The organism is Streptomyces zhihengii (assembly GCF_016919245.1).
In the GTDB taxonomy this organism is placed as follows: domain Bacteria; phylum Actinomycetota; class Actinomycetes; order Streptomycetales; family Streptomycetaceae; genus Streptomyces; species Streptomyces zhihengii.
This window is the reverse complement of the sequence record NZ_JAFEJA010000001.1, coordinates 5620152-5645404: the sequence shown is the minus strand read 5'-3', so window position 1 is coordinate 5645404 and position 25253 is coordinate 5620152. Positions and strand designations below refer to the sequence as shown.

The following is a 25253-nucleotide window of genomic DNA, read 5'->3' as shown; positions in this document are numbered from 1 at the left end:
CATGCTCGTGCGTGGCCCTGCGGCGGTCGTGAACGATTCTGCACGCCTGGCGTGCGGTGGGGCGGGTGGGACTCGAACCCACGGCCGACGGATTATGAGTCCGCTGCTCTAACCGGCTGAGCTACCGCCCCTAACGGCGCGTCGCGCACATGTGTGCGCGCCGTCTGCCGCAGCATAGCCGGTCATACGATCTCCTGCCTCGCATGGTCGACAACGCCTGACCATGAGGACTCCGCTGGTCGCCGCCCGGTTCCCGGTCCCGTACGGAAGACGGGAAATGTCGTACGGAACACATCCCGGGCATGTCCCCGACAGTCCCCCGCCTCGCCCGGGGAACGTCCCGGAGAACGAGAAGAGGGCCCTCGCGGGGCCCTCTTCGTCTGTGCTCCCCCGGCTGGACTCGAACCAGCAACCCTCCGGTTAACAGCCGAATGCTCTGCCAATTGAGCTACAGGGGATCGCGCTCCCCCGACTGGACTCGAACCAGTAACCTGCCGGTTAACAGCCGGCTGCTCTGCCAATTGAGCTACAGGGGATTGCTGCGTGTGCACCGAACGTACCTACCGGATGCGTCCCGGAGGGCGTGCGCTCGCTGCGACACATACATTAGCGCAAGCAGGGGGGTGCTCCGCCAATCGGTTCCGCGCAGGGTGATCAGGCGCCCCGCAGGGTAGGCGGGCAGCACCGACGCAACGGAAGGTGACACCCATGCGGTACAAGCTCACGTTCGTCGCCGGACTGGCCCTCGGCTTCGTGCTCGGCACACGGGCCGGGCGCGAGCGGTACGAGCAGCTCAAGAAGTCCGCGCGACAGATCTCCCAGAACCCCGCGGTGCGCAACGCCGCCGAATCCGCCGCCCACAACGGCCGCGAGGCCGCCGGCAAGGCGTTCCACGCGGTGAGCGACAAGGTCGGCGACCGCGTCCCGGAGTCGGTGGCCGGCCGGGTGCGCTCGCTGCGCGAACGCGGCTCCGGTACCGAGGACGACTGGGGAACGACCAACACCTGACCCGCCCGCCCCCGCGCGTACGGCAGAATTCCGGACATGGGGATAGTCGCCGGACTCGACAGCTCGTCCGAGTACACACGCATCGTCGTCTGCGACGCGGACACGGGCGCCGTGCTGCGCCAGGGGTACGCGCCGCATCCACTGGAGCCGAAGTCCACCGAGGCCGATCCGCAGGCCTGGCTGCTCTCGCTCGGCGAGGCCGCGGGCGGCGGGCTGCTGGAGGGCGTGCAGGCCATCGGCGTCTCCGCCCAGCAGCACGGCCTGATCACCCTCGACGCGCAGGGCGGCCCCGTGCGCCCCGCGCTGCTCGGCAACGACCGGCGCGCCCAGGTCGCCGCCGCCGATCTGGTGGACGCGCTCGGCGGGAAGCAGGCCTGGGCCGAGGCGGTCGGGTCGGTGCCGCAGGCGGCCCTGCCCGTCGCCAAGCTCCGCTGGCTGGCCCGCAGCGAGCCGGAGGCGGCCCAGCGGGTCGCGGCCGTGATGCAGCCGCACGACTGGCTGGTGTGGCAGCTCCTCGGCAGGCCCGCCCGCCGGACCACCGACCGCGGCGGCGCCTCGTGCACCGGCTACTGGTCGGCCGGCACCGGCGCCTGGCGCCCCGATCTGGTGGAGACCGCCCTCGGCCACCAGTGCGCGCTGCCCGAGGTGCTCGGGCCCGCCGACGCCGCGGGCACCACCCCCGAAGGACTGCTGATCTCGGCCGGTACCGGCGAGACGATGGCCGCCGCGTTCGGTCTCGGCGTCGGCACCGGCGACGCCGTGGTGTCGCTGGGGGCGTCCGGCTCGGTGATGGCCATCCACCACGAGGCGCTCGCCGACCCCAGCGGGATGATCACCTCGTTCGCCGACGCGACCGGGATGCACCTGCCCGTGGTGCACACCCTGAACGCGGTCCGGGCCCTGCGCGGGACGGCCGAGATGCTCGGCCTCGAAGGGCTCGACGAACTCTCCGCGCTCGCCCTGAAGTCCACGCCCGGCGCGTCCGGGCTGGTGCTGCTCCCGTATCTGGAGGGCGAGCGCACCCCCCAGCTCCCGCACACCGCGGGCACGTTGAGCGGGCTGCGGCGCGAGTCGATGAAGCCGGAGCACCTGGCGCGGGCCGCCTTCGAGGGCATGCTGTGCTCGCTGGCCGACGCCCTGGACGTGCTGCGCGGGCGCGGGGTGGAGGTGCGGCGGGTGTTCCTGCTGGGCGCCGCCGCCGAGCTGCCCGCCGTGCAGGCCGTCGCGCCCGCCGTGCTCGCCGCCCAGGTCGTGGTGCCGCAGCCCGCGGACTACGCCGCTCTCGGCGCGGCCCGTCAGGCGGCGTGGGCGCTGGGCGTCGCGCAGGGGACGCTCTCCCCCGCCGCTCCGCCGGCCTGGCAGGGTGCCGCCGCGCAGGTCTTCGAGGCGGGCGAGGACGCGGACGTCGGCATGGCCGTGCGCCAGCAGTACCGGGCGACCCGGGAACAGATCCACCCGGGCGCGTTCTCCCAGGGGATGTGACCGGCGCCGGGCGGGGCCGTCCGCCCGGCATGGTCCGTTCTTGACCCGGGTTTGGGGAAAATCCCGGGAGGTTCGCCGACTCGGTGCCGGAAGATGGGGTGCATCCAACCCCCGATCGTGCCGAGCCCGAGAGACGCGTGTGCTGATACGACTTCTGCGGACCTATCTGGGTCCGTACAAGAGACCCATCGTCCTGCTGGTGGTGCTGCAGCTGCTGCAGACCAGCGCCACCCTCTATCTGCCGACCCTCAACGCGGACATCATCGACGACGGGGTCGTGAAGGGGGACACGGGATACATCCTGTCCCTCGGCGCGCTGATGATCGTCATCAGCGTCGTCCAGGTGCTGTGCAACATCGGGGCCGTCTTCTACGGCGCCCGCACGGCGTCCGCGCTCGGGCGGGACGTGCGCGCCGACGTGTTCGCCCGGGTGCAGAGCTTCTCCGCCCGTGAGGTCGGCCGCTTCGGGGCGCCGTCGCTGATCACCCGGACCACCAACGACGTCCAGCAGGTCCAGATGCTGGTGCTGATGGCGTTCACGCTGATGGTCTCGGCGCCGATCATGTGCGTCGGCGGCATCGTGCTGGCGCTCGGGCAGGACGTGCGGCTGTCGGCGGTGCTGCTGGCCGTGGTGCCGGTGCTCGGCATCTCCGTGTCGCTGATCGTGAAGCGGATGCGGCCGCTGTTCCGCACCATGCAGGAGCGGCTGGACACGGTGAACCGGGTGCTGCGCGAGCAGATCACCGGCAACCGGGTCATCCGGGCCTTCGTCCGCGACGGCTACGAGACGGAGCGCTTCCGGGGGGCCAACACGCAGCTCACGGACGTGTCGCTGTCGACGGGCCGGCTGATGGCGCTGATGTTCCCGATCGTCATGACGGTCGTCAACGTGTCGTCGATCGCCGTCGTCTGGTTCGGCGCGCACCGGATCGACAGCGGCGGGATGGAGATCGGCGCGCTCACCGCGTTCCTCGCCTATCTGATGCAGATCGTGATGGCCGTGATGATGGCCACCTTCATGTTCATGATGGTGCCGCGCGCCGAGGTGTGCGCCGAGCGCATCCAGGAGGTGCTGGACACCGAGTCCAGCGTCGTCCCGCCGAAGGCGCCGGTGCGCGAGCTTCGGGCGCACGGTCATCTGGAGGTGCGGGACGTCGACTTCCGCTATCCGGGCGCGGAGGAGCCGGTGCTGCGGGCGGTGTCCCTGGTGGCTCGCCCCGGCGAGACCACGGCGATCATCGGCTCGACGGGCAGCGGCAAGTCGACCCTGCTGGGGCTGGTGCCCCGGCTGTTCGACGTCACGGGCGGCGAGGTGCTGGTGGACGGCGTGGACGTGCGCGCCCTCGACCCCGCGCTGATGGCGCGCACGGTCGGGCTGGTCCCGCAGAAGCCGTACCTCTTCACCGGCACCGTCGCCACCAACCTGCGCTACGGCAACCCGGACGCGAGCGACGAGGAGCTGTGGGAGGCGCTGGAGGTCGCGCAGGCGGCCGACTTCGTCCGGGCGCTCGACGCCGGGCTGGACTCCCCCGTCGCGCAGGGCGGCACCAACGTCTCCGGCGGGCAGCGCCAGCGGCTCGCCATCGCGCGGACCCTGGTGCAGCGGCCGGAGATCTATCTGTTCGACGACTCCTTCTCCGCGCTCGACTACGCGACGGACGCGGCGCTGCGTGCCGCGCTCGCGGCGCGGACGGCCGACGCGACGGTGGTGATCGTCGCCCAGCGGGTGTCGACGATCCGCGACGCGGACCGGATCGTCGTCCTCGACGAGGGCCTGGTCGTGGGGACGGGCAGCCATCACGAGCTGATGGAGGGCAATGAGACGTACCGGGAGATCGTTCTCTCGCAGCTGACGGAGGCTGAGGCCGCATGAGCGGGCCGGGTGCTGCACGGATGATGGCCGGCGGGTCGCCCGCCGACCGTTCGATGGACTTCAAGGGCTCCGGCCGGCGGCTGCTGCGGCAGCTCGCCCCCGAACGGGCCGTGCTGTGGCTGATGCTGTGCGCCGGGGTGCTCTCCGTCGCCCTGTCGGTGGTCGGCCCCAAGATCCTGGGCGCCGCGACCGACCTGGTCTTCGCCGGCGTCGTCGGCCGGCAGATGCCCGAGGGCGCCACCAAGGAGCAGGCGGTCGAGAGCGTCCGGGCGGGCGGGGACGGCTCGCTCGCGGACATGCTCGGCGGCGTGGACTTCACCCCGGGCCAGGGCATCGACTTCACCGCCGTCGGCCAGGTGCTGCTGCTGGCGCTCGCCGTGTACCTCGCGGCGGGGCTGCTGATGCTGGTGTCGACGCGGCTGTCGATCAAGGTGATCAACCGGACCGTGTTCCGGATGCGCGAGGACGTGCAGACGAAGCTGGCGCGGCTGCCGCTGTCGTACTTCGACAAGGCGCAGCGCGGCGAGGTGCTCAGCCGCGCCACCAACGACATCGACAACATCTCGCAGACGCTCCAGCAGTCGATGGGGCAGCTCATCAACTCGCTGCTCACCATCGTCGGCGTGCTGGCGATGATGTTCTGGATCTCCCCGCTGCTGGCGCTGGTCGCGCTGGTGACCGTGCCGCTGTCGGTCTTCGTCGCGGCGCGGATCGGCAAGCGGTCGCAGCCGCACTTCGTGCAGCAGTGGAAGTCCACGGGCACCCTGAACGCGCACATCGAGGAGATGTACACCGGGCACACGCTGGTCAAGGTCTTCGGCCGGCAGGACGAGTCCGCGCGGGACTTCGCCGAGCAGAACGACGCCCTCTACGAGGCCGGGTTCCGGGCGCAGTTCAACAGCGGCATGATGCAGCCGGTCATGTTCTTCGTGTCCAACATCAACTACGTGCTGGTCGCGGTGGTCGGCGGGCTCCGGGTCGCTTCGGGCTCGCTGTCGATCGGTGACGTGCAGGCGTTCATCCAGTACTCGCGGCAGTTCTCGATGCCGCTGACGCAGGTCGCGTCGATGGCGAACCTGGTGCAGTCGGGCGTCGCGTCCGCGGAGCGGGTCTTCGAGCTGCTGGACGCGGACGAGCAGGAGCCGGACGCGCCCGCCGAGGAGCGTCCGCTGCGTCCGGCGCGGCCCGAGGGGCGGGTGGCGCTGGAGAAGGTGGCGTTCCGCTACGACCCGGAGAAGCCGCTGATCGAGGACCTGTCGCTCACCGTCGAGCCCGGCCACACGGTGGCCATCGTCGGCCCGACGGGCGCGGGCAAGACCACGCTCGTCAATCTGCTGATGCGCTTCTACGAGGTGACCGGCGGGCGGATCACCGTCGACGGCGCCGACATCGCCGCGATGTCCCGCGAGGAGCTGCGCTCCGGCATCGGGATGGTCCTCCAGGACACCTGGCTGTTCGGCGGCACGATCGCCGAGAACATCGCCTACGGCGCCTCCCGGGAGGTCACCCGCGAGGAGATCGAGGAGGCGGCGCGGGCCGCGCACGCCGACCGGTTCGTACGGACGCTGCCCGACGGCTACGACACCGTCATCGACGACGAGGGCGCGGGGGTGAGCGCGGGCGAGAAGCAGCTCATCACCATCGCGCGGGCCTTCCTGTCCGACCCGGTCATCCTCGTCCTCGACGAGGCCACCAGCTCGGTCGACACCCGGACCGAGGTGCTGATCCAGAAGGCGATGGCGCGCCTGTCCCACGGGCGCACCAGCTTCGTGATCGCCCACCGGCTCTCCACGATCCGGGACGCGGACGTGATCCTGGTCATGGAGGACGGGACGATCGTCGAGCAGGGCACCCACGAGGAGCTGCTGGCGCGGGACGGGGCCTACGCCCGGCTCCACGCCGCGCAGTTCGCCCAGGCCGTGGTGGAGGTGGAGTAGGCGCCGCTCCCCCACCCGGTGCCCCGTGCCGCCGTGCCGCTCCCGGCGCGGCGGCACGGCCGTCCCCGGGGTCAGTCCAGATAGCCGCGGAGCTGATCGGCGAAGGCGTGGTCGCGGAGCTTGTTGAGCGTCTTCGACTCGATCTGGCGGATGCGTTCGCGGGTCACCCCGAACAGCCGCCCTATCTCCTCCAGGGTGCGCGGCCGGCCGTCGTCGAGGCCGTACCGCAGCTGGACCACCTTGCGTTCGCGTTCGCCGAGCGTGGAGAGCACCGCCTCCAGGTGCTCGCGCAGCAGCAGGAAGGCCGCCGACTCGACCGGGGACGCGGCGTCGCCGTCCTCGATCAGATCGCCGAGCGCGACATCGTCCTCCTCGCCGACGGGCGCGTGCAGCGACACCGGTTCCTGGGCCAGCCGCAGCACCTCGCCGACCCGCTCGGGCGCGAGGTCGAGCTGGGCGGCGACCTCCTCGGCGGTGGGCTCGTAGCCGCGCTCCTGGAGCATGCGGCGCTGGACGCGGATCACCCGGTTGATCAGTTCGACGACATGGACGGGCACCCGGATGGTGCGGGCCTGGTCGGCGAGCGCCCGGGACATGGCCTGGCGGATCCACCAGGTCGCGTACGTCGAGAACTTGTAGCCCCGGGCGTAGTCGAACTTCTCGACCGCCCTGATCAGGCCCAGGTTGCCCTCCTGGACGAGGTCCAGCATGGTGAGGCCGCGCCCGACGTAGCGCTTGGCGACCGAGACCACCAGCCGGAGGTTCGCCTCGATCAGACGGCGTTTGGCGACCCGGCCCATCACGACCAGCCGGTCCAGGTCGAAGGCGAGCCGCGAATCGGGGTCGGGCGTCCGGGCGAGCCGTTCCTCGGCGAACAGCCCGGCCTCGACCCGGCGCGCCAGCTCCACCTCCTCGGCCGCGGTGAGCAGCGGGATGCGCCCGATCTCGCGCAGGTACTGGCGGAACAGGTCCGAGGAGGGGCCCGAGCCGTCGGCGGCCCGGGCGGTGGGCCGCGGCGGCGGCTCGGGCGGTTCGAGGTCCACGACGGGCTCGTCGGGAAGCGCCTCCGGGTGGCCGGCGGGCCGGCCCTGCGCGGGCACCTGCCCGAGGGGGGCGACGGCGGCTGCCATGGCCGGTTCGGTCTCGGGCTCGGTCAGGATCCGGGTCTGCACGCGACCTCCAGGGTGATCGCTGCCGTTCGGGGGGCGTCCGGCAGCTTCCGAGGGCTCAGGCACCGCATCCAGTGTGGCGTACGACACAACCCCGCCACGAGGGGCGTGCGGCGACTTTCTGGGACCCGGTGTGACCGGACGGTTACTCGGATGCCCCCATGTGTGGGGGTCTGGCAGGATCGGCCGATGCGAAGGGGCGGCGACGAGACGTACGAGACCCATGTGACCGTCCGGTGCGACGGGGAGCACGGCCGCGGACGGCTGGACGCGTGGGCGCGGACGGCGGGACTGAAGGTGACGCACATCGTGCTGGCGCGGGGGCGGATGGTCTCCCAGCCGATGCTGACGCTGCGGGGCGGCGACGGCCTCGCCGCGCAACAGGCGGCCGCCCACGGGCTGGTGACCAGGCTGCGGGAGGCGGGCTTCGCGCCGGTGCGGGTGAAGACCGAGACGACGCCCTGGGCGGCGGAGGTCGCCACGGCTCCCGACGGCTACTTCGAACACCATCTGAAGCTGCTTCTGGACGAGGACTTCGACCGGGCGGCGCTGACCGCGATCGCCGTCCGGCACGGCGCCCATCTCTCCTGGAACGCCCGCCGGGTGACGGGAGCGGGCCGGCACGAGAGGTTCGTGACCCAGCGCTGCCGGGGCGTGTCCGCGCGGACCGCCGGGCTCCGCTGCGACGAGCTGGCCGCCGAGCTCACGGCGGCGGGGCACCGGATCGTGTCCCAGGAGAGGGAGTTCGTGCTCCACGACAGCGACCTGTCCGTCGACGACGGCTGGATCGAGGAGGTACCGGGACGATGACCGACGCATGGCAGCCCTCCATCCCGGGCGGGCCGGACGACCCCGCGGAACCGGCCTCCGAACGCCACCGCCGGAACGACGGGCCGCCCCGCACCCTGTGGGCCGGCATCGACTCCGCGGACCGGAGGGGCCGGGTGTTCGATCCGGCGCTGAAGCACTTCGCGGAGGCCTACCGGCCGCTCGACGCCGCCCCTTCCGAGGAGTGGCGTGCCGCCCGGCGCGCCGCGCTGGACGCCGTCCTCGCGGCGGTGGCGGACTCGCCCTGGGCGGACAGTCTGGTGCTGCGCGGCAGCATGACGATGTCCGCCTGGTTCGACGGGGCGCGGGAGCCGAAGGACATCGACTTCGTCGTCACGCCCGAGGACCGGGCCATCGACGACCCGAGCACCGGCGGCATGCTCGACGGCATCGCCGCGCTGGCGGAGCGGGTCGCCGCGCAGCGCTTCCCGGGGCCGGCGATCGACGCGGCCGGGGCGGTCCGGGAGTACATCTGGACGTACGAGCGGGTGCCCGGATACCGCATGGTGCTGCCGTGGCGCGCCGCGGGGGCGGGCGGCGGCCAGGTGCAGCTGGACTTCGTCTTCAACGAGAAGCTGCCCCTCGCGCCCGTGACGGCCGACGTCCGCGGTGCGCGCCTGCGCTGCGCCGACCCTGTCCTGGCGCTGGTCTGGAAGATGCAGTGGCTGCTGACCGACATGTACCCGCAGGGCAAGGACCTCTACGACGCGGTGCTGCTGGCCGAGCGGCACCCGCTGCCGCTGCCGCTGCTCACCGAGGTGCTGCGGCTCTCCGGCGAGTGGCCGACGGGGGTGCCCGGCGTGGTGCGCCTGGAGGACGTCGAGGAGGCGGTCCGGCAGGTGGAGTGGCACCACTTCGCGGCCGATGCGCCGGTGCCGGCCGACGCCGGGGAGGCGTACGCCCGGCGGCTGCTGACGGCCGTGCGGCCGGCCTTCGCGCCGGCGCGCTGACCGGCCCGGCCGCCCGGAGCACGAGCCCGGTCGGGCACGCTCCGGCACGGGGCGGGTGAGCGGACCGGGACCGGTCCGGCACGGGGCGGGTGAGCGGACCGGGACCGGTCCGGCACGGGCGGGGCGGCGGATCCCCGGCGCGGAACCGGTCCGGCACGGGGCGGGTGAGCGGACCGGGACCGGTCCGGCACGGGCGGGGCGGCGGATCCCCGGCGCGGAACCGGTCCGGCGGGGGTGGCGGCCTTGGGGCGCGGGCGGGTGGTCAGAGTGCCGCGGCGCCCTGGTTGCGCAGGGCGCGGCCGTACTGCTGGAGGACCCAGAGCTCGTTGGCGACGGCGGTGTAGCGCTCGGGGTCGGCGCCGGTGCCGAGGCGGGCGAGGGTGCCCTGGACGTCGGCGACGCGGCGGTCCACGGCGCGCAGCCGGACCTGGACGAGCTGTTCGCCCGCGTACACCTCGTCGACGGTGCGGGCGTGCACCGCCTCGACGGCGAGCTCGGTGACGAGGGCGCGCACCGAGTCGTCGGGCGCGGTGTCGCGGACCCGGGCGAGGTAGCCGGAGGTGTCCTCGGCGCCCGCCTCGGCGCCGCCGGCCTCCATGATCGTCCGGCGGACGGCGGCGTAGGGCGGGGCCGTGAACTCGTCGATGCCGTAGGCGTCGAAGGCCGGGGAGACCAGGCCCGGGTGCTGGAGCGCCAGCTTCAGCAGCTCGCGCTCGGTGCGGTGGGCGGGGCTGCGGAGATTGAGCGCGGGGCCGGACGGGGCCTGGGGCGCGGCCGGGGCCTCGTACGTCCGGGGCCTGCGGTCCTGGCCGGGGCCGCCGGGCCCGCGACCGCCGGCGCCGCCGCGCTCACGGGCCCAGCGGGCGAGCTGGGCGACGCGCTTGACGACGAACTGGGTGTCCAGGATGCCGAGGATCCCGGCGAGCTGGACGGCCGACTCGTGCTGGATGGCGATGTTCTTGATGGCGGCGACGACGGGCGCGGCCTCGTCGAGGGCGGCGGCCCGGCCGGCCGGGGTCTCCAGATTGTGGCGGGTGACCATCTGCCGGATGGCGAACTCGAAGAGCGGGGTGCGGGACTCGACCAGCTTGAGCACCGAGTCGTCGCCCTGGGCGAGCCGCAGGTCGCACGGGTCCATGCCGCCGGGGGTGATGGCGATCGAGGTCTCGGCGGCGAACTTCTGGTCGTCCTCGAAGGCGCGCAGGGCGGCCTTCTGCCCGGCCGCGTCGCCGTCGAAGGTGAAGATCACCTCGGCGGTGGCGTTGTCCATGAGGAGCCTGCGGAGGATCTTGATGTGGTCGCCGCCGAAGGCGGTGCCGCAGGTCGCGATGGCGGTGGTGACACCCGCGAGGTGGCAGGCCATCACATCGGTGTAGCCCTCGACGACGACGGCGCGGCTGGTGCGGGCGATCTCCTTCTTGGCGAGATCGATGCCGTACAGGACCTGCGACTTCTTGTAGATCGCGGTCTCGGGGGTGTTCAGGTACTTCGGGCCGTTGTCGTCCTCGCGGAGCTTGCGCGCGCCGAAGCCGACGACCTCCCCGGTGATGTCCCGGATCGGCCACATCAGCCGCCCGCGGAAGCGGTCGATGGGGCCGCGGCGGCCCTCCTGGGAGAGACCGGAGAGCAGCAGCTCCTTGTCGCTGAAGCCCTTGCCGCGCAGGTACCGGGTGAGGTGGTCCCAGCCGGCCGGGCTGTAGCCGACGCCGAAGTGCTGGGCGGCGGCCTGGTCGAAGCCGCGCTCGGCGAGGAACGTCCGGCCGGTCTCGGCCTCGGCGCCGTCGAGCTGCTCCACGTAGAACTGGGCGGCGATCTTGTGGGCCTCGACCAGGCGGATGCGCTCGCCGCGCTGGTGGGTCGGGTTGTAGCCGCCCTCCTCGTACCGCAGGGTGATGCCCGCCTGCGCGGCGAGGCGCTCGACCGTCTCCGAGAAGGAGAGGTGGTCGATCTTCATCACGAAGGCGATGGTGTCGCCGCCCTCCTGGCAGCCGAAGCAGTGGAACAGGCCCTTGCTCGGGCTGACCTGGAAGGAGGGGGACTTCTCGTCGTGGAAGGGGCAGAGTCCCTTGAGGTTGCCGCCGCCCGCGTTGCGGAGCTGGAGGTATTCGGACACGACGGCGTCGATCGGGACCGCGTCCCGTACCGCCTTCACGTCGTCGTCGTTGATCCTGCCTGCCACGGGGGAAGTCTACGGCGACCCCACGACACTCCCGTCAGCCGGCGAGCGAGGCCAGGGGCACGGCGGGATCGCCCAGGGCCTGGGGATCCACGGCGGTCCCGGAGCGGATGAGGCGCTGGATGTCCTCGGTGACGTCCCACACATTCACGTTCATCCCCGCCAGCACCCGGCCCCCGCTCAGCCAGAAGGCGATGAACTCGCGCTTGCCGGCGTCGCCGCGGAGCACGACCTGGTCGTAGGAGCCGGGCGGGGCCCAGCCCGAGTACTCCATGCCGAGGTCGTACTGGTCGGAGAAGAAGTAGGGCACCCGGTCGTACACGGTCTCCTGCCCGAGCATGGCGCGGGCCGCGGCCGGACCGCCGTTCAGGGCGTTCGCCCAGTGCTCGACGCGCAGCCGGGTGCCGATCAGCGGGTGCTGGTGGGCGGCGACGTCGCCGGCGGCGTAGATGTCGGGGTCGGAGGTGCGCAGCCGGGCGTCGACGGCGATGCCGCCGCCGTGGGCGCGGTCCGCGAGCTCCAGCCCGGCGCTCTCCGCGAGGGCGGTGCGGGGGGCGGCGCCGATCGCAGCGAGCACCTCGTGCGCGGGGTGCTCCTCGCCGTCGTCGGTGCGGGCGGCGAGGACCATGCCGTCCTGGCCGGTGATCTCGGTCAGCCGGGCGCCGAAGTGGAACCGCACACCGCGTTCGCGGTGGAGGTCGGCGAAGACCTGGCCGAGTTCGGGACCGAGGACGCCGTACAGCGGGGTCGGCTCCGGTTCCACGACGGTGACCTCGGCGCCGTAGCCGCGGGCGGCGGCGGCGACCTCCAGGCCGATCCAGCCGGCGCCGGCGACGAGCAGGTGCCCGTTGTCGCGGCCGAGGGTGGCGAGGACCCGGCGCAGCCGGTCCGCGTGGGCGAGGCGCCGCAGGTGGTGGACCCCGGCCAGGCCGGTGCCGGGGATGTCCAGGCGGCGGGGCTCGGCGCCGGTGGCGAGGAGCAGCTTGTCGTAGTGGAGCACGGTGCCGTCCCCGAGGCGGACGGCCTTGGCCGCGCGGTCGATGGACACCGCGGTCTGGCCGAGGTGCAGCTCGATCTCGGAGCGGGCGTACCAGCCGGGCTCGTGGACGAAGACGCTGTCGCGCTCCTCCTTGCCGTTCAGGAACCCCTTGGACAGGGGCGGACGCTCGTAGGGGCGGTCCCGCTCGTCGCCGATGAGGATCACCCGCCCGGTGAACCCCTCGGCGCGCAGCGTCTCGGCCGCCTTGGCGCCCGCCAGGCCACCGCCGACGATGACGAAGGTCCGATGTGCGTCGACCACGTGTTGCCTCCTCTTCAGGTCCTGTTCGGCCTTGCGAGCGTCCCGCACCCGGCGTGCCGGCGAAAGGGGGAGTGCCCGCCCGAGGCCCCCGGACGTACGGAACCGGACGAAACGACAAACGATCACCGTACCCGGCCCGGCGCCGGGCAGCGGTCAGCGCCTCGGCAGCCGGGCGTGCAGGGTCCGGGCCGAGGCGTCGGTGAGCGAGGCGATCTGGTCGACGACGACCCGCTTGCGGGCCCGGTCGTCCGGCGCCGCCTCGAACAGCGCCCGGAACTGCGGCTCCAGCCCCTCGGGCGCGCGGGCGGTGAGCGCCTCGGCCAGTTCGGCGAGCACCACGCGCTGGTCGGCGCGGAGTTCCTCCTGTTCGGCGCGGCGCATCACATAGCGGTCGGCGACGGCCTTGAGCACCGCGCACTCGTGGCGGGTGGCCCGCGGGACGACGAGTTCGGCGCCGTACCGGGTCAGCGGCCCGTCGCCGTACGCCCGGCGGGTGGCGCGCTCGGCGGCGAGCGCGAACCGGCCGATGAGCTGGCTCGTCGCGTCCTTCAGCCGGGCCTGGGCGACGGCCGATCCGTCGTAGTGGTGGGGCCACCACGGCGCGTCGACCAGCCGGTCGAGCGCCTCGGACAGCTCGTCGGGCGAGGTGTCCGCGGAGACGTACCGGCCGATGGCGACGGACCAGACGGATTCCCGTTCGGCCGCGGAGAGCAGGCGGCCGGTGTCGATGTGGCCGGCGTGCAGGCCGTCCTCGAAGTCGTGGACCGAGTAGGCGACGTCGTCCGACCAGTCCATGACCTGCGCCTCGAAGCAGACCCGGCCGGCGGGGACGCCGCGGCGCACCCACTCGAAGACCGGCAGGTCGTCCTCGTACACCCCGAACTTGGCCGACGAAGGATCGGCGGGGCTGCCGCCGCGTGTCCACGGGTACTTCGTCGCGGCGTCCAGCGCGGCGCGGGTCAGGTTGAGGCCCACGCTGACCGGCTCGCCGGTCCGGGCGTCCGGCGCGAACCGCTTGGGCTCGATACGGGTGAGCAGCCGCAGGGACTGGGCGTTGCCCTCGAACCCGCCGCAGTCGGCGGCGAACTCGTTGAGCGCCTGCTCGCCGTTGTGGCCGAAGGGCGGATGGCCCATGTCGTGGGAGAGGCAGGCCGCCTCCACCAGGTCGGGGTCGCAGCCGAGCGCGGCGCCGAGCTCCCGCCCGATCTGGGCGCACTCCAGGGAGTGGGTGAGCCGGGTGCGGGGGCTGGCGTCCCAGGTGTGGCTGCGGGTGCCGGGCGTGACGACCTGGGTCTTGCCCGCGAGACGGCGCAGCGCCGAGGAGTGCAGGATCCGGGCCCGGTCGCGCTGGAAGGCCGTACGGCCGGGGCGCTTGTCGGGCTCGGGCGCGAAGCGTTCGACCGCGGCGGCGTCGTAGCCCCGCTCGCCGTCGCCGAGCGGGGCGGGCGCCTCGGGATCGTGCGGCCAGGCGGCGTCCGGCGCCACCGGGGTGGTGCGGGGGGCGGTGCGGGCGGCCGGGGTCGTGGGGGACGCGGGGGCCTCGGGGTCGTGGGGCCAGGTGCTGCCGTCGGTGCCGGTGGTGCCAGTGCCATCCATGCACCGAAGGTAACCGGCGCCACCGACGCGGGACGCGAGGCGGGGTGCGAGGCGGGGGCCTGTGCCGTCAGGGGCGGTCGCCCTTCAGCCCGTCCGGCGATTGAGGACACGGCCGAGGGCCGTGCCACGAGAACCGGCCCGCGGGAAACGGTCCGGCCCGCACCCCGGGGCGCGGGCCTCGGCGAGCGGCCTGGGCCGCCGCGCGGTGCGCGGCGGGCCGCACCCGGCCCGATCCGGTGGCCGCGGCGCCGCACGCTGCGCCCGGTGTCCCCCGACGGGCCGGAGGATTCAGGCCGCGGTGAGGGTGCGCGGGCGGTGGGCGGCGGTCAGGGACCGGTCGTAGCGGTGGAGGAGCAGGCGGGCGAGGGCCGGGTGGACGCCGAGCGGCTGCGCGGCGATCCAGGGCGCCGCCTCGGCGCTGCGGGTCGCGAAGAGGCCAGGCGCGGCGAAGTAGGAGGCCACGGCGACGCGGTGGCGTCCGCGGGCCGTCAGCGCGCGCACGGCGGCGGGGACGGTCGGCGCGAGGGCGGAGGCGTACGCGGGGACGACGGGCACCCGGAGCCGCTCGGCGAGCAGGGCGGCGGCGTGGCGGGTGTCCTCGGCCGACTCCGGGTCGCGCGAACCGGCGGAGGCGAGCACCACCGCGGCCCGGCGGCTGCCGTTGTCCTCCTCGCGCCAGCCGGCCTCCGCCAGCCGGGCGGCCAGCACCTCGGCGAGCAGCGGATGCGGGCCGAGGGGCGCGGCGACGCGGATGTCGGCGCCGGGCACCCGCTCGGCCGCCCGCGGCAGGTCGTGCTTGACGTGGTACCCGCGGCTGAGCAGCAGGGGGACGAGAACGGCGGGCGCGCCCGCGAGGCCGTCGAGGGTGGCGTCGAGCAGGGGCTCGTTCAGCTCGATGTGGCCGAGACGGACATCGAGGCCGGGGCGGAGCTCACGGACCCGGTCGAGGAGCGCGGTGACGGTGCGCACGGCGCGCGGGTCACGGCTGCCGTGGGCGACGGCGACGAGGGCGGGCCGCTGGGAGGTCGGGGGCATGCGTGGCGGGTTCCGTTCAGTCGGACGTGACTCAGCTGGGTGCCGAGCTGAGCGGTGATGCGCGTGAGCAGTTGCGCGGTGGTGTCGAACTGCGCGGTGCTCTCGTGGGGCATCGGTGCGGGAGGGGGCAGGGACTCACGAAGGTGTTCCGGCTCCGTCATGACCCGATGGTGGCGGGCGCAGGTTGCCTCCTTGTTGCGCGAGGGTGACGGCGGTTTTCGCCGGGCTCACATCCCGGTCTTCCCGATCCCGGTGTCCGCCGGATGCGGCGGACGGCCGCGGCTCAGGCCGCGGACAGCCACACCCGCAGCGGCCCCGCCGGGGCCAGACCCTGGCGAACGGCGGCGGCGAGGTCGTCGCCGTGTTCGTAGCCGACCACCGGGGCGCCCGGCCACAGCCGGTCCACCGCCGCGAGGCAGCCGGCCCAGGCCGTGTCCGGGTCCCCGTCCGTGGTGAAGAGGTTGGAGACACCGGCGGCGGTGCCGTCCGCCGTGACCACGGCGCCCGCGACCGGGGCGCCGGACGGGCCGCGCGCGGCGAGGACGGCGGTGTCCGCGTCCCGCAGCAGCTCCGGGCGGAAGAGGTCCGCGAGGCCCTGGCCGCCGTCCCAGGCGTCCGCCCAGCCGGCGAGTTCGGCCGCCGTGGTCACCCGCTCCCATCGCGGCCCGGCCGGGGCGGGGACGGCGGCACCGTGCGCCGGGCGGTGCAGCCACTGCGCCTCGAACAGCACCGCGAACCCGGCGGGCGCCAGATCGAGCACGGCGTAGGAGTCCTTGACCGAGGCGCCGGGCGCGGCCGTGTCGGCACGGGCCAGCACATCCGCGGCACAGGCGTCCGGGGTCAGCGTGACGGCGTCCGGGTAGAGCGGCGGCGTACGCCGGGCGCTGGTCCAGGCGTCCGGTGCGAAACTGCCGGTCAGCCCGTGGGCCCGGCACATCGTGTGGCACCACCGTGCGTTGTTGCGGGCGGCGAGCTCCACCCTGTCGTCCCTCGTCATGGGCGGGATCCTGCCAAGCCGCGCACCGGGGCGGCGAACCTTTTTCCCCCGCCGGACGTCTGTCCTCAGGGAGGGAGCATGCAGCGAATCCGCAGGTGGTGGGCGGCAGGCGGGCCGCGCCGCAGACGACGTGCGATCCAGGCCGTCATGGCGGGGTGCGTGCTCGCGCTGCTGCCGTCGACCTGGATGCACGCCGCCGCCGACGGCAGGGTGCGCCCGGCCGGCGACGTGCCCGCGCGCGAGGTGGCCGTCGTCTTCGGCGCGGGGCTGTGGGACGGGCGGCCGACGCCGTATCTCGCGCACCGCCTCGACACGGCCGCCGAGCTGTACCGGACGGGCAAGGTCAAGGTCGTCCTGGTCACCGGCGACAACAGCCGCGCCGAGTACGACGAGCCGGACGCGATGCGGGGCTACCTCACCGGGCTCGGGGTGCCGGACGACCGGATCGTCAGCGACTACGCCGGGTTCGACACCTGGGACTCCTGCGCGCGGGCGCGCAGGATCTTCGGCGTGGAGCGGGCGGTGCTGGTGACGCAGGGCTTCCACATCCGGCGGGCCGTCACCCTGTGCCGGTCCGCCGGGATCGACGCGTACGGCGTCGCGGTGGCCGAACCGCACGACGCGACCTGGTACTACGGCGGTGTGCGGGAGCTGTTCGCGGCGGGCAAGGCGTCGCTCGACGCGGCGTTCCGGCCCGACCCGCACTTCCTCGGCGACGAGGAGCGCGGCGTCCACGACGCCCTGGCGGCGGCGGGGCACTGACGCGGGGGCCCGGGGAGCCCTGACGCGGGGCCCGGGGCGGTGGGGCATGCGGCGGGGAGGGGTCCGACGCGCGGGTGACCCGCCGGCGGGCGCGCGCCGTAGCGCGGGTGACGGCACGGGGAGGGGTCCGACGCGCGGGTGACGGCACGGGGGAAGGGTCCGACGCGCGGGTGACGGCACGGCACGCTCGCTTCCGGGCCCCGGGCAGGCGACAGTGAGCCGCATGAACAATGACGTGACAGTGCTGCTCGCCCGGCACGCCGAGGCTCTCGCCCTGTTCACCGAGCGGGTGCACGCCGTCCGGCCGGACCAGTGGGACGAACCGACGCCGTGCACCGAGTGGTCCGTACGCGATCTCGTCAACCACCTCACCGCCGAACAGCTCTGGGTGCCCGCCCTGGTGACCGACGGCTCCGGCCCGGACGACGTCGGCGACTCCTTCGACGGCGATGTGCTCGGCGAGCGGCCCCGGGTCACCTGGGACGCCGCCGCCCGCGCCGCGCGGAACGCCTTCGCCGCGGAGGGCGCGCTGGAGCGCACGGTCGAGCTGTCGTACGGACCGACCCCGGCGGTCGCCTACTGCGCCCAGATGACGGCGGACGCGGTGGTGCACGCCTGGGACCTGTCCCGGGCGATCGGCGCGCCGGAGCACCTCCCCCACGACCTGGTCGCCTTCGCCCTGGACGAGGTCACCCCGTACGCCGACGGCCTCGCCGACTCGGGTCTCTTCGCCCCGCCCGTCGAACCGCCGCCCGCGGACACCCCGCAGTCCCGTCTGCTGGCGATGCTCGGCCGGCGGGGCTGAGCCGCACGCCGCGCCGCGGCCGGGCGGTCACGGCGCCGGAGGCGGTCACGGCGCCGGGGACGGTCACGGCGCCCCCGGGACCGTCACGGCGCCGGAGGCGGGGCCGTTTCGCTGCCGGTCCGGGGCCCTGAGCGGGCCGCGCCGGGGCCGTGAGCGCGCCGCGACGGGGCGGTCACGGCGCCGCGCCCCCTCACCGGGCGGCGCGGCGCGCCCGGAGGGCCGCGTACCGCGCCCGTAATGCGCGGCGTCCGCCCGCGTAACACGGATGTCGCACGCTGGCGGCATGCGCGACGAGACCACCGACACCCACTGCCCCTACTGCGCGCTGCAGTGCGGCATGAAGCTGCGCGCCGCGCCGGACTCGGCGGACGGCGCCGAACGGACCGTCGAGGTGGTGGAGCGCACCGAATTCCCCGTGAACCGGGGGGCGCTGTGCGGCAAGGGCCGTACCGCGCCCGCTGTTCTCTCCTCCCGGGTGCGCCTGACCGGGCCGCTCGTCCGATCCCACGCCACCGGCCGGCTCGAGGAGGCCACCTGGGAGGAGGCACTGCGTACGATCGCCGACAAGCTGGGCCGCAGCCGGGCCGAGCACGGCCCCGACGCGGTGGGCGTCTTCGGCGGCGGCGGGCTGACCAACGAGAAGGCGTACACGCTCGGCAAGTTCGCGCGGGTCGCCCTCGGCACCTCCCAGATCGACTACAACGGCCGCTTCTGCATGTCCTCGGCGGCGGCCGCGCACACCAGGGCGTTCGGCCTCGACCGCGGGCTGCCGTTCCCGCTGGAGGACATCCCGCGGACCGGCTGTGTGATCCTCGTCGGCTCCAACCTCGCCGAGACCATGCCGCCCGCGCTGCGCTACCTCACCGAGCTGAAGGAGAACGGGGGCCGGCTGATCGTCGTCGACCCCCGGCGCACCAGGACGGCCGAGCAGGCCGATCTGCATCTGGCACCGCGGCCCGGCACCGATCTGGCGCTCGCCCTGGGGCTGCTGCACATCGTGGTCGCCGAGGGGCGCACCGACGACGCCTTCATCGGGGAGCGGACCGCCGGCTGGCCCGAGGCGCGCGCCGCGGCGATGGCGCACTGGCCGGAGCTGGTGGAGCGGATCACCGGTGTCGGGGTGCCCCAGCTCCGGGAGGCGGCGCGGATGTTCTGCGACGCGCCGACCGGGATGGTGCTGACCGCGCGCGGCCCCGAGCAGCAGTCCAAGGGCACCGACACCGTCGGCGCCTGGATCAACCTCTGCCTGGCGACGGGCCGCGCCGGCCGGCCGCTGTCCGGCTACGGCTGCCTCACCGGGCAGGGCAACGGGCAGGGCGGCCGTGAACACGGCCAGAAGGCCGACCAGTTGCCGGGCTACCGCAAGCTGGACGACCCGGCCGCCCGCGCCCATGTCGCCGAGGTCTGGGGCGTGCCGCCCGAGTCGCTGCCCGGCCCCGGGCGCAGTGCCTACGAACTCCTGGACGCGCTCGGCCGGGACGTGAAGTCGCTGCTGCTGATGGGCTCCAACCCGGTGGTCTCCGCGCCGCGCGCGGCCCATGTCGAGGAACGCCTGCGGTCGCTGGACTTCCTGGCCGTCGCGGACGTCGTCCTGTCGGAGACGGCCGCACTCGCGGACGTGGTGCTGCCGGTCACCCAGTGGGCCGAGGAGACCGGCACCATGACCAATCTGGAGGGCCGGGTGCTGCTGCGGCGCAGGGCGCTGACCCCGCCGGCGGGGGTGCGCAGCGATCTGGAGGTGCTCCACGCGCTGGCCGCTCTGCTGGGCCACGAGAAGGGCTTCCCCACCGACGCGGAGGAGGTCTTCGACGAACTGCGCAGGGCGTCCGCGGGCGGCCCGGCCGACTACTCGGGCATCACCTACCGCAGGATCGCGGAGGAGGACGGGGTCTTCTGGCCCTGTCCGGACGGGGCGGGAGACGCGCCCCACCCCGGGACGCCCCGCCTCTTCCTGGACCGGTTCGCGACGCCGGACGGCCTGGCCCGCTTCGTGCCGGTCACCCACCGGCCCGCCGCGGAGGAGCCGGACGCCGAGTACCCGGTGCTGCTGACCACCGGCCGGGTGGTGGCCCAGTACCAGTCGGGGGCGCAGACCCGCAGGGTGGACGAGCTGACCGCGGCCGCGCCGGGGCCGTTCGTCGAGCTGCATCCGCAGATGGCGGAGCGCCTGGGGGTGGCGGAGGGCGATCCGGTGGCCGTCGTCTCGCGCCGCGGGCGGGCGGAGGGCCCGGCCCGGGTGACCAACGGGATCCGGCCGGACACGGTGTTCATGCCGTTCCACTGGCCGGGGGCGGGGCGGGTCAACACGGTGACCAATCCGGCGCTGGATCCGACGTCGCGGATGCCGGAGTTCAAGGTGTGCGCGGTGCGGGTGGAGGTGGCGGGGCGGGGGCCGGGGGCCGGTACGGGGTGACGCGAGGGGAGCGGGCGGGGGCGGGGGTTCGGGTGGGGGCACGCCTGCGGCGGGCCCTTTCCCCACCCCGCCCCTTCCCGTAACCGGGGCTCCGCCCCGGACCCCGGTTCTCGGGGCTCCCGCCCCAGGGCCACGGGCCCCGAACGCCGGCGGGGCTGGGAAGGTGCCGGCGGGGCCGGAGTGGGGCGCACGGCGGGGCCGGGAGGGCGCTGCCCGTGCTCAGGCCGGGCCGCGGGTGTGAGCGGACCAGTCGCCGGACGGGACCGGTACCCCGGACCCGGCCAGCGCGCGGGCGATCCCGGGGGCGGCGACGTACACCCAGGCACGGGCCGCGGGCCCGTCCGCGGGGACGACCTCGCGGGCGACGCGTTCGTAGAGGTTGCGCGGGTGGCCGGGTGCGATGTACTCCTCCAGCCCGTCGAGGGTGCGCAGCAGCGCCGCGTACTCCCCGGGTGCCGCCGTGACGACGGTGCCCGCGACGCGGCCGGAGCCGGCCGGGTCGTCCACGGCGTAGGGGTAGCCGGGGCCCTCGTAGAGCAGTGCTCCGTGGAGGGTCGCCGGGCGTTCGCGGGTGGTGCGGCCGGCCAGGAACAGGTCGTGGTTGCGTTCGCCCGGGCGGAGTGTGCCGTAGACGAAGAAGGGGAGCTCGACGGTCACGGGGCCGTGGTCTCCGCACGGACCCAGGCCGTGTAGCCGGCGGCCGCGCGGACCACCGGCACGGCGACGATCTCCGGGGTGTCGTAGTCGTGCGCGGCCGTCAGGTGCGCTTCGAGGGCGTCGTAGCAGGCCGGGGTGGTCTTGAAGACGACCTGCCACTCCTCGGCGGTCTCGATGGCCCGCTGCCAGTGGTAGACGGAGGTCACCGGGGCGGAGATCTGCGCGCAGGCGGCGAGCCGGGCCTCGACGGCCCCCTGGGCCAGGCGGCGTGCCTTCTCGGCGCTGTCGGTGGTGGTCGTCACGGCCAGCAGTGGCGGCGCGGCGGGTCCTTGCTCCACGGCACGGGCTCCTTCGTCGGCTGTCGCCGCCTCTCGGGCGGGCGGCCGGGCAGGCGGCTGTCGGGCGGGCGGCCGGGCGGCCCCCGGCGCAACCGTACGCGCCGCCGCCGCGCCCGTCCCGGCGCATTACCGCACCCCCGCCCCGCCCCCGGCGCGCGGTCGGCCTCAGGCGCCGTACGGGTGCACCGCCTTGGCACCGCGCAGCGCGGACGCCCACCACGCGAGCTGGTCGAGCATCGTCTTGGCGGCGGCGTCCGGGCCCGCCGGGTCGCGGTGGTTGCCCTCGTCGTCGAAGTGGGCGCCCGCGTTGTGGAAGGAGACGGTGTCGCGGACGGTGACCGCGTGCATCTCGGCGAAGACCTGCCGCAGTTGCTCGACGGCGCGCAGGCCGCCGGACATCCCCCCGTAGGAGACGAAGCCGACGGGCTTGGCCTGCCACTCGCCGTAGTGCCAGTCGATCAGGGACTTGAGGACGGCGGGGAAGGAGTGGTTGTACTCGGGTGTGAGGACGACGTACGCGTCGGCCCCGTCGAGCACCGGGGTGACCTTGTCGAGGACGGCCCTGACCTCGGGCCCGGGCCGGTAGGAGAGGGCGCTCGGCAGCTCGGTCTCGCCGAGGTCGATGAAGTCGACCGCGAAGTCGTCGCGCAGCGCCGCCCGGGAGAGGAACCAGTCGGCGACGACCGGGCCGAAGCGTCCCTCCCGGTTGCTGGCGAGGACGACGGCGAGCTTCAGCGGCGCCTGTGCAGGCGTGGTGGTGTTCATGCCGAGAAGCGTCCGACCTCAAGTCCGCTTGAGGTCAAGCACCGGCCTGCGGCGATCCACTCCCCGCACACCCCGTCACCGCGTGTCACCCGTTCGCCACGGGGTGTCCGCCGTGCCGCGAGCCGCTCATCAAGCGCGGCTGACCTGCGAGAACACCACCTGTCCAGCGTGACACGCAGGAAAGCGGGAGCCGAATCTGATGATTCATCAGCAGGCACCGGGCGCGGTTCGCCTCTTATCTCGAAGCAGACGCACCCCCCGCATCACGCACTCCCCCGCACCACGCACTCCCCCGCACCACGCACCCCTCGCACCACGCGCTCCCGGAGGACCACATGCGCACCACCGTCCGCCTGCTGACCGGCGCCGCGCTGGCCATGGCCACGATAGGGCTGGGCGCCCCGGCGACCCACGCCGGCGACTTCGGCACGCTCGAGATCTACCCGCAGACCGCCGCCCCCGGCGACACGGTCGCCGTCAGCACGGAGGCGTGCGGCAAGCGCGGGCACGGCGTCGGCGACGCCAGCTCGCTCGGCGCGGGCGAGTTCAAGCTGTGGCCCGGCACCCACAAGGAGGTCGTGGTCGGCGAGTTCACCGTGCCCGACGACGCCCGCTCCGGGACGTACGGGATCGGTGTGCTGTGCAAGAACGGCAAGGAGGCCACGGGCGACGTGACGATCCGTCACCACCGTCCGAGCGGCCATGTGAAGACCGGAGTCGGCGGCAGCGTCGGCCCGGACTCCACCCAGATCGCGGCGGGCGTGGCCGTACTGGCCGCTGCCGCCGTCGGCGGGACCCTGCTCCTGCGTCGCCGGGCGAGCGGCGCGCAGGGCAGTTGACGGGGGCGGCCGAGGCCGCTCCCGTACCGCCTGAGCCCCCGCTCCCGCCAGGTCCCGAGCCGGCGGGGGCGGGGTGCAGTCCGTTCACCCCTGACGCATCCCGGGCTTCCGGGTGGAGAACCGGAGACGCAGATGACCGCCAAGGTCAAGGGCTGGGGCCTGGTCCTCGCCGTGTGCGCGGGCCTGTGGCTGGTGCAGAACGGCTCGCGGGACGTCACCCCGCCCATGCCGTCGGCCGCCGAGGCGTTCGCGGCCGGTCCGAACACGCACACCGACGCCGCCGCGGACCCGCTGCCCGCGTCGAAGCCGCTGCGGCTGCGCATCCCCGAGATCGACGTGGACACCCCGGTGACCGGTCTCGGCCTGGAGCGTGACGGCAGCCTGGAGGTCCCCCCGGACGGCGACCGCAATCTGGCGGGCTGGTTCCGGGACGGCACGGCTCCGGGCGCCAGGGGGACGGCGATCGTCGCCGGTCATGTCGACAACGCGAAGGGGCCCGCGGTCTTCTACAGCCTGGGCGCGCTGAAGAAGGGCAACCGGGTCGAGATCGCGCGCGAGGACGGCCGGACCGCCGTCTTCACCATCGACGCCGTCGAGGTCTACGAGGCCGACGCCTTCCCCGACACGAAGGTGTACGGGCCGAGCCGGCGGGCCGAACTGCGGGTGATCACCTGCGGCGGCGGCTTCTCCGAGAAGACCGGCTACCAGGGCAACGTCGTGGCGTACGGGCACCTCATCGGGGTGCGCCAGGGCGGCGGCGGGCCGCGCGAGGGCGGTGATGGGGGCGAGGGCGGCGGTGGGGTGCGCGAGGACGCCGGACGGCCGGTCTAGCCCTCTCCGGCTCCCCGCCGGCCTCCCGCCGACGCCGGCCTCCCACAAAAAAGCTCGCCATGGAGATAGTAGCCATGTACCTTATCTGCGTCGGCGACCCGCTCCGGGCCGCCCGTCCACGGACGCAGAGGAGACACCATGTCCACGGCCCCCGCGACCACACCCCTGCTGAACAGCCCCCTCCTCGGGCGCGCCCACTACGCGGCCCGCGCCCTGCTCGACCGCGAACTGGCCCGCTCCGGGCACACCTTCCTGCACTCGATCGTGCTCGGGGCGATCGCCGCCGAAGACGGCGAGGCCGGCCGCGAGGCCGTCACCGCGTACACCGTGCGGACGGTGAAGGTGCCCCCGGCCGACGCCCGGCGCGCGCTGGCGGAGCTGATGGACGGCGGATACGCCGAGGCGACCGGCGAGGAGGCCGGCAGCGTGCGCCTCACCGGGGAGGGCGCGGCCCTGCGCGCACGCCTCGGCGAGTTCTCCGCCCGGACGGCGCCGCAGGTCTACGGGGACATCCCCGCCGAGGACCTTGCCGTCGCCGGACGGGTGCTGCTCCAGGTCATGGAGCGGGCGGAGGCGCTCTACGCGCGCACGGCGGACCGCTCCTGAACCGGGGCGGCGGTCGGATGCGCCGGGACCGGGGCAGCGGTCGGATGCGCCGGGGCCGGGGTGGCCACAGGTCCGGCGAGGCGGACGGGCCCTAGCTAGGCGTTCCACTGGTCGAAGCCGAGCTTCGCGACCAGCGAGAAGACCACCACGAGCAGCACCCCGCGCACGAACCCGCTGCCCCTGCTCAGCGCCATCCGGGCTCCGATCATGCCGCCGGCCAGGTTGAAGACGGCCATCACGGCGGCGAGCTGCCACAGCACCGTCCCCTGGTAGGCGAACATCGCGAGCGCCCCGGCGTTGGTGCAGACGTTGACGATCTTCGCGGTGGCGGAGGCCGTCACCAGGTCGAGGTGGAGCACGGCGGTGAGCGCCAGCACCAGGAAGGTGCCGGTGCCGGGCCCGAAGAGGCCGTCGTAGAAGCCGATCCCGCCGCCGACGAGGACGATGGCGGCGATCGTGCGGGAGCGGGTGACCTTCCGCCGGTCGGCGGGGCCTGCGGTGCCGAACGACGGCCGCAGCATCACGAAGGCGGCGACGGCCAGCAGCACCACCATGATCACGGGGCGCAGCACGTCGCTGCTGATCCCGGCCGCGAAGAAGGCGCCCGTCATCGAGCCCGCGAGGGCGGCGAGGCCGATCCGTACCGCCGTCTTCACCTGGACCGGGGCCTTGCGCACATAGGTGATCGCGGCGCCCGAGGTGCCCACGATGGCCACCGCCTTGTTGGTGCCCAGCACATGGGCCGCGCCGGTGTTCGGCAGGCCCAGCAGCAGCGCGGGCAGCAGCAGCAGTCCGCCGCCGCCCACGACGGCGTCGATCCAGCCGGCAGCGGCGGCGGCGATGCACAGGACGACCAGCGTGGTCAGTGATATGTCGGGCACTCGCG

22 protein-coding genes and 3 tRNA genes are annotated in these 25253 nt (G+C 74.2%); 12 read left to right on the top strand and 13 right to left on the bottom strand.

The features are described from left to right. Positions 1-57: 57 nt before the first annotated feature. From JE024_RS23925 to JE024_RS23915, 3 genes are all read right to left on the bottom strand, one after another. Positions 58-131 (bottom strand) — tRNA-Ile (locus tag JE024_RS23925). 254 nt (positions 132-385) lie between these two features. Beyond that, positions 386-458, bottom strand: a tRNA-Asn gene (locus JE024_RS23920). 5 nt (positions 459-463) lie between these two features. Then, positions 464-536: transfer RNA gene (locus JE024_RS23915), tRNA-Asn, on the bottom strand. A gap of 172 nt (positions 537-708) precedes the next feature. Between JE024_RS23915 and JE024_RS23910 the strand changes: the two genes are divergently transcribed. The 4 genes from JE024_RS23910 to JE024_RS23895 all read left to right on the top strand — a co-directional run bounded on the left by JE024_RS23910 (position 709) and on the right by JE024_RS23895 (position 6300). After that, on the top strand, positions 709-1008 hold the full coding sequence (locus JE024_RS23910) for a YtxH domain-containing protein (RefSeq protein WP_187740350.1): 300 nt from the start codon (positions 709-711) through the stop codon (positions 1006-1008). Positions 1009-1044: 36 nt separating this feature from the next. Continuing rightward, the gene (locus tag JE024_RS23905; RefSeq protein ID WP_205375551.1) at positions 1045-2490 is read left to right on the top strand and encodes an FGGY family carbohydrate kinase; all 1446 of its coding nucleotides are present in this window, start codon (positions 1045-1047) and stop codon (positions 2488-2490) included. Between the two features lie 139 nt (positions 2491-2629). Next, on the top strand, positions 2630-4363 hold the full coding sequence (locus JE024_RS23900) for an ABC transporter ATP-binding protein (RefSeq protein ID WP_205375550.1): 1734 nt from the start codon (positions 2630-2632) through the stop codon (positions 4361-4363). Further along, entirely contained in the window at positions 4360-6300 is a 1941-nt protein-coding gene (locus JE024_RS23895) for an ABC transporter ATP-binding protein (RefSeq protein WP_205375549.1), read from the top strand. The genes JE024_RS23900 and JE024_RS23895 overlap by 4 nt, the downstream gene beginning before the upstream one ends. Before the next feature lie 71 nt (positions 6301-6371). Here the strand turns inward: JE024_RS23895 and JE024_RS23890 are convergent, their stop codons facing one another. Continuing rightward, positions 6372-7559: an RNA polymerase sigma factor gene (locus JE024_RS23890; protein ID WP_205375548.1), complete on the bottom strand. Its 1188-nt coding sequence runs from the start codon at positions 7557-7559 to the stop codon at positions 6372-6374. Between the two features lie 99 nt (positions 7560-7658). Between JE024_RS23890 and JE024_RS23885 the strand changes: the two genes are divergently transcribed. Next, a complete protein-coding gene (locus JE024_RS23885; protein ID WP_205375547.1) occupies positions 7659-8279 on the top strand; it encodes a hypothetical protein in 621 nt (206 codons plus the stop codon). Beyond that, the gene (locus JE024_RS23880; RefSeq protein ID WP_205375546.1) at positions 8276-9247 is read left to right on the top strand and encodes a nucleotidyl transferase AbiEii/AbiGii toxin family protein; all 972 of its coding nucleotides are present in this window, start codon (positions 8276-8278) and stop codon (positions 9245-9247) included. The genes JE024_RS23885 and JE024_RS23880 overlap by 4 nt, the downstream gene beginning before the upstream one ends. Positions 9248-9509: 262 nt before the next feature. Here the strand turns inward: JE024_RS23880 and dnaG are convergent, their stop codons facing one another. The 5 genes from dnaG to JE024_RS23855 all read right to left on the bottom strand — a co-directional run bounded on the left by dnaG (position 9510) and on the right by JE024_RS23855 (position 16351). Then, the gene (gene dnaG / locus JE024_RS23875) at positions 9510-11426 is read right to left on the bottom strand and encodes a DNA primase (protein WP_205375545.1); all 1917 of its coding nucleotides are present in this window, start codon (positions 11424-11426) and stop codon (positions 9510-9512) included. Between the two features lie 34 nt (positions 11427-11460). Beyond that, on the bottom strand, positions 11461-12723 hold the full coding sequence (locus JE024_RS23870; protein ID WP_205375544.1) for an NAD(P)/FAD-dependent oxidoreductase: 1263 nt from the start codon (positions 12721-12723) through the stop codon (positions 11461-11463). A gap of 153 nt (positions 12724-12876) precedes the next feature. Beyond that, positions 12877-14319, bottom strand: a complete 1443-nt coding sequence (locus tag JE024_RS23865) for a deoxyguanosinetriphosphate triphosphohydrolase (protein WP_205375543.1) — start codon at positions 14317-14319, stop codon at positions 12877-12879. Between the two features lie 288 nt (positions 14320-14607). Continuing rightward, positions 14608-15354 carry a sirohydrochlorin chelatase gene (locus JE024_RS23860; protein ID WP_205375542.1) on the bottom strand — a complete coding sequence of 249 codons (747 nt, stop codon included), beginning with the start codon at positions 15352-15354 and terminating at the stop codon, positions 14608-14610. Positions 15355-15637: 283 nt separating this feature from the next. After that, entirely contained in the window at positions 15638-16351 is a 714-nt protein-coding gene (locus JE024_RS23855; RefSeq protein ID WP_205375541.1) for a hypothetical protein, read from the bottom strand. A gap of 78 nt (positions 16352-16429) precedes the next feature. Here JE024_RS23855 and JE024_RS23850 point away from each other — a divergent pair, with 78 nt between their 5' ends. The 3 genes from JE024_RS23850 (at position 16430) to JE024_RS23840 (ending at position 20331) form a co-directional block, all read left to right on the top strand. Beyond that, positions 16430-17113 carry a SanA/YdcF family protein gene (locus JE024_RS23850; protein ID WP_205375540.1) on the top strand — a complete coding sequence of 228 codons (684 nt, stop codon included), beginning with the start codon at positions 16430-16432 and terminating at the stop codon, positions 17111-17113. Between the two features lie 223 nt (positions 17114-17336). Next, positions 17337-17918 carry a TIGR03086 family metal-binding protein gene (locus JE024_RS23845; protein ID WP_205375539.1) on the top strand — a complete coding sequence of 194 codons (582 nt, stop codon included), beginning with the start codon at positions 17337-17339 and terminating at the stop codon, positions 17916-17918. A gap of 283 nt (positions 17919-18201) precedes the next feature. Next, the gene (locus JE024_RS23840; protein WP_205375538.1) at positions 18202-20331 is read left to right on the top strand and encodes a molybdopterin oxidoreductase family protein; all 2130 of its coding nucleotides are present in this window, start codon (positions 18202-18204) and stop codon (positions 20329-20331) included. A gap of 219 nt (positions 20332-20550) precedes the next feature. Here the strand turns inward: JE024_RS23840 and JE024_RS23835 are convergent, their stop codons facing one another. The 3 genes from JE024_RS23835 to JE024_RS23825 form a co-directional block, all read right to left on the bottom strand. Then, positions 20551-20988: a gamma-glutamylcyclotransferase family protein gene (locus JE024_RS23835; protein ID WP_244883046.1), complete on the bottom strand. Its 438-nt coding sequence runs from the start codon at positions 20986-20988 to the stop codon at positions 20551-20553. Further along, positions 20985-21326 (bottom strand): divalent-cation tolerance protein CutA, encoded by a 342-nt coding sequence (cutA, locus tag JE024_RS23830; protein WP_205375537.1) that lies wholly within the window; start codon positions 21324-21326, stop codon positions 20985-20987. The genes JE024_RS23835 and cutA overlap by 4 nt, the downstream gene beginning before the upstream one ends. Before the next feature lie 165 nt (positions 21327-21491). Further along, entirely contained in the window at positions 21492-22091 is a 600-nt protein-coding gene (locus JE024_RS23825; RefSeq protein ID WP_205375536.1) for an NADPH-dependent FMN reductase, read from the bottom strand. Between the two features lie 335 nt (positions 22092-22426). On the opposite strand from JE024_RS23825, the gene JE024_RS23820 reads away from it, so the two are divergent. The 3 genes from JE024_RS23820 (at position 22427) to JE024_RS23810 (ending at position 24367) form a co-directional block, all read left to right on the top strand. Then, a complete protein-coding gene (locus JE024_RS23820) occupies positions 22427-22930 on the top strand; it encodes a GVDTG sorting domain-containing protein (RefSeq protein ID WP_205375535.1) in 504 nt (167 codons plus the stop codon). A gap of 132 nt (positions 22931-23062) precedes the next feature. After that, positions 23063-23761 (top strand): class F sortase, encoded by a 699-nt coding sequence (locus JE024_RS23815; protein WP_244883045.1) that lies wholly within the window; start codon positions 23063-23065, stop codon positions 23759-23761. A 138-nt stretch (positions 23762-23899) separates the two neighbouring features. Further along, on the top strand, positions 23900-24367 hold the full coding sequence (locus JE024_RS23810; protein ID WP_205375534.1) for a MarR family transcriptional regulator: 468 nt from the start codon (positions 23900-23902) through the stop codon (positions 24365-24367). A 95-nt stretch (positions 24368-24462) separates the two neighbouring features. On the opposite strand, the gene JE024_RS23805 is transcribed toward JE024_RS23810, so the two are convergent. Beyond that, positions 24463-25248: a sulfite exporter TauE/SafE family protein gene (locus tag JE024_RS23805; protein WP_205375533.1), complete on the bottom strand. Its 786-nt coding sequence runs from the start codon at positions 25246-25248 to the stop codon at positions 24463-24465. Between the last annotated feature and the right edge of the window lie 5 nt (positions 25249-25253).